At 59.2% G+C, this 4,105-nt stretch carries 4 protein-coding genes; 3 read left to right on the top strand and 1 reads right to left on the bottom strand.

Annotation, left to right across the window (positions count from 1 at the left end):
* Window positions 1-201 (top strand): hypothetical protein (locus tag ENZ75_RS34685; RefSeq protein WP_206617085.1); only part of this gene is annotated, 201 nt, incomplete at its 5' end.
* A 20-nt stretch (window positions 202-221) separates the two neighbouring features.
* Here ENZ75_RS34685 and ENZ75_RS23565 read toward each other — a convergent pair.
* A complete protein-coding gene (locus ENZ75_RS23565) occupies window positions 222-2,153 on the bottom strand; it encodes a potassium transporter Kup (protein WP_063169287.1) in 1,932 nt (643 codons plus the stop codon).
* 975 nt (window positions 2,154-3,128) lie between these two features.
* Here ENZ75_RS23565 and ENZ75_RS35660 point away from each other — a divergent pair.
* Both ENZ75_RS35660 and ENZ75_RS23575 read left to right on the top strand, forming a co-directional pair.
* Window positions 3,129-3,407 carry an AlpA family phage regulatory protein gene (locus ENZ75_RS35660; RefSeq protein WP_063169289.1) on the top strand — a complete coding sequence of 93 codons (279 nt, stop codon included), beginning with the start codon at window positions 3,129-3,131 and terminating at the stop codon, window positions 3,405-3,407.
* Between the two features lie 56 nt (window positions 3,408-3,463).
* Window positions 3,464-4,036, top strand: coding sequence for a hypothetical protein (locus ENZ75_RS23575; protein WP_128278345.1), 573 nt, complete (start codon window positions 3,464-3,466; stop codon window positions 4,034-4,036).
* Window positions 4,037-4,105: the final 69 nt, after the last annotated feature.

A 4,105-nucleotide genomic window follows, 5' to 3' on the forward strand; every position in this document is an offset into this window, starting at 1 on the left:
GATAAGTTGCTGCCCGGCGAGGTCGTTTCAGCGCATCTCGACTGGTGGGTCGGCAAGACAATGCGGAACGGAAATGATCGCAGGCGTAAAGGACGGCTTTCGGGGCCGGAAGCTTCAGGCCTGGAACCGGACCCCAGTTTGGCGCAAGCATCGTGGCCTCCGCCCGGTCAGGCATTCACCGGCTCGCGAAATGCCAATTGATTCTGCTTAACCGGGCATACCTAAACGGCCACTTGCGTTCCGATCTCGACCACACGTCCGGTCGGGATCTGGAAATACTCCGTCGCGTCGGCGGCCGTGCGCGCCAAGCCGATGAACAGCTTGTCCTGCCACACCGGCATGCCGGAGTTGGGTGACGCCTTGAGCGAGCGACGCGACAGGAAGAAGGACGTCGTCATGATGTCGAACTTCCAACCCTGCTTGCGGCAGATCGCCAGCGCACGCGGGATGTTAGGCTGTTCCATGTAGCCGAAGGTCAGTGTCACCCGCATGAACAGCTCATTGATCGTTTCCATCTTGATCCGCTCGCTGTCGGGCACCACGGGCTGCTGCGCCGTCACCACAGAGAGGATGACGTTCTGTTCGTGCAGCGCCTTGTAGTGCTTCAGGCTGTGCATCAACGCGGTCGGCGCACTGGCGGGATCGCTGGTCAGGAACACGGCCGTACCGGACACCAGCTGCGGTTTCTTCTTCAACAGATTGCCCGCAAGGAAATCGAGCGGAATCTGGTTCCTGCGCGTCTTGTCAAATAGATACCTGCTGCCTCTTATCCAAGTCCACATGGTCATCACGATCACTGCGGCAATGGCAAGCGAGGCCCAGCCGCCTTCGAATACCTTGACGATGTTAGCTGCAAAGAAGCCGGTATCGATGAAGACGAACACCGCCATTAAGGCTATCGCGACGCCGAGCGGCCATTTCCAGATGCGCGTCATCACAACAAAAAGCAGTATGTTCGTCACCAGCATATTGCCGGTCACCGAAATACCGTAGGCCGAGGCCAGCCGGCTGGATTCGCCGAAGCCGACCACCAGCAGCATCACCACCAGCGCCAGCATCAGGTTGATGCGCGGCAGATAGATCTGGCCCGACTGTTTTTCCGACGTGTGCTGGATGACGAAACGCGGCAGCATGTTGAGCTGTACCGCTTGCCTGGTCAGCGAAAAGGCGCCGGAGATCACCGCCTGGCAGGCGATCACGGTCGCCGCCGTGGCAAGCACGACCATCGGAATAAGCGTCCAGCCCTGGTTCATCTCGAAGAACGGATGACCGACAACGCCGCCATTTGCCAGCACGAAGGCGCCTTGCCCGACATAATTGAGCAACAGACAAGGGAACACGATCGCCAGCCAGGCGAGCACGATCGGCTTGCGGCCGAAATGGCCGAGGTCGGCGTAGAGCGCCTCGGCTCCGGTGACGGCGAGGAAGACTGCACCAACCGTAACGAAGGCGACGTCAGGCGAGTTGACCAGGAACGACACGATGTAATGCGGGCTGATTGCCAGCAGGATTTCCGGGTCGTCCATGATGTGGTTGAGCCCGGAAAGGCCGATGGCCAGGAACCACAGCGCGGTAACGGGTCCGAACACCAATCCTACGCCGCCGGTGCCAAACCGCTGTACCGCAAACACGATCGCCAGGATGGCCAGTGTCAGCGGCACCACATAGGGCTGGAACGTCGGCGTGACGACATTCATACCTTCGACCGCCGACAGTACCGAGATTGCCGGCGTAATGACGGCGTCGCCAAAAAAAAGCGCCGCGCCGACGATGCCGATGCCGATGCCGATGCCGAGGATCACCGCAGAGCAGGTCGGGAAACTGTTGCGCGCCAGCGCCATAAGCGACAGCACTCCGCCCTCGCCTCGATTGTCGGCGCGGAGCACGAACATGATGTATTTGATCGTCACGGTGATCGTCAGGGACCAGATGATCAGCGAGAGTACGCCGAGGATGTCGCCACGGCTGGCGACGTTGCCACCCGCTGATGCATGCAACGCCTCGCGAAATGCATAGATCGGGCTGGTGCCTATATCGCCATAAACGACACCTAGTGCGCCCAACATCAGCGCCTTGGTGCTGTGCTGCTCGACCTCAGAATGGCTCGATTGTTCGACAGGTTCTGCCTCGTTACCAGCATTGGTAAGGGCCATGGACGACACTCCGATAAGCGCGCGGTGCTCTACGCTTGCTGCACTGCAATATCAAGTTCCGTCACGTAATGTCTGCCGTCTCGCCTGTCGTTGCTCGCCTTGGTAGACTCGCCAGCCCGCAGCCCTACCGAGCAGCAATAGCGCCCCGGCAGAACCCTCAATCGCCCAGATCAATGAATGGTTATCGCCCACAGTGCCCCCCCGCGATGCGGCCGATGGCGACCAGGGTGTCGTGGGCGCACAAGGATGGCGCTTTCCTGATGACGCCGTGCTCCAGGTGTGATCGCACCGTTGCTGCGCAAGCCATTTACTTGCTCGTCCCAGCGAGGACCGTGGCCAACTGGAACGCAGGGCCACGCCGCTCACCGGCCGCACTTTGCGGCGCAGATAACGATTCGATCTCCGCGGCGAGATTCTGGTTGAAGAAGCCACCAAGCTTGTCGAAGGACACACGGTCGTAATATCGACATGCCAGTATCCGCAACCCAGAAAAGCTCCTTGGGCTCCGCTGCGCGCGCCACGAACAACCCGATCTTCTCTGCGAAGAGGACGCCGTAATCCTTCAGGTTGAAGCCAAACCGGGGGGCGGCCGTGACGTATGGGCGAAGGGCTAGGAGGCGGGTTCGGTGAGGAACGGCATTGATGTCCACGCCGTCTCCTGGAAAGACAGAGGAATGCGGTGTCACCGACTGGCGCCGGAGGTTGATCCGGTGATTAGGAGGAGCACTCGTTGTCGGATTCTCGACGATGTCGGACATCTGACACAACGCTGCCAGAGCGATCACGTTGTTCCGAAACGATTTTCCCAGTTGGCACGACAATTGCGGTCCTATGCGCAAAAGCACTGCGATGCCGCACCGACTGGAAGAACTCATCAATGATCACGCTTTTCGAACATGTGGGCGCCGCTACCAACACTAAGCGTTCCCGATCAAACGGAAGCCTCTATCCCTTCTTTCTGAAGGCTGTCCGGACATGAACGCATTTGATGTCCGTCCAACGCTGGATGCTCCCGACGACGATCTCTATCTTTGGCTTGAAGATGTGGAAGGCGAGCGGGCACTTGCCTGGGCCGCCGGCCAGTCGGCAAAGACCCTGAAGCACTTCAGTGGAACGCAGTTCGAGCGCGACCGCGCGACTCTGAAGGCAGGCCTGTTCCCTAAGCGGCGTCGCATCTCCCCCGGCCGAGTCGCATGGCTTGAATCCGATATCAGGGCTTGGATGGAAACTAGATCTGAGAGCCGCACCGCATGAATGTAGCCTCCCAATATCTTCTCCCGTCTGTGGCGCATCACGAAGCCGGGCACGCGGTGGCCGCCATCGTTTTGCACCGTCAGATGTTCGACGACGACCGTGAACTCCCTGCTTTCTCAAGTGTTAGTATTTACCCCGACGTCGGTGACGGAGAGTGCGGTGGTGTTGTCGAAGGCGCGGTTTTTTATTCAGCGCAAGGATTCACCTCGAAGCGAAAGCCGATTTTCGAGGACGATATGGATCGATGTTTGGAACGCGATGATGCGATCCGGGAGATAGTTGCGTGTCTGGCAGGTCCTTTTGCAGAATCCGCATTCGAAGGCTATCTGGACCCGCGCGATATGGCGATGAATGCGTCCGATGGGAATGAGGGGAGCAGCGACTACGCGGATGCCAAGCGAATCTATGGTGAGTTGCGGTTCCTGATGCCGCGCCGCCCCGATTGGGGGCGGATCGAAGATTGCACGGCCCGGCTAGTACTCGATCACTGGTCGGCCATCGAAGCATTGGCCGCGCATTTGCTGGTCAAGCATGCTCTCCAATTCGATGAGGCTCTGACGATTGTTGCGCCGCATCTTCCGCCCATGCCAGCAGCTACGCCGCCAGAGCGTCATCCGCAGCCTGCTTGATCAGCCATTCGATGTGATTTGACCACATCTGCAACACCTCGCGCTTCTCCTTGACGTTGCTATAGAGAT

Origin of the sequence: Mesorhizobium sp. M7A.F.Ca.CA.002.04.1.1, from assembly GCF_004022805.1 — a bacterium.
Classification (GTDB): domain Bacteria; phylum Pseudomonadota; class Alphaproteobacteria; order Rhizobiales; family Rhizobiaceae; genus Mesorhizobium; species Mesorhizobium ciceri.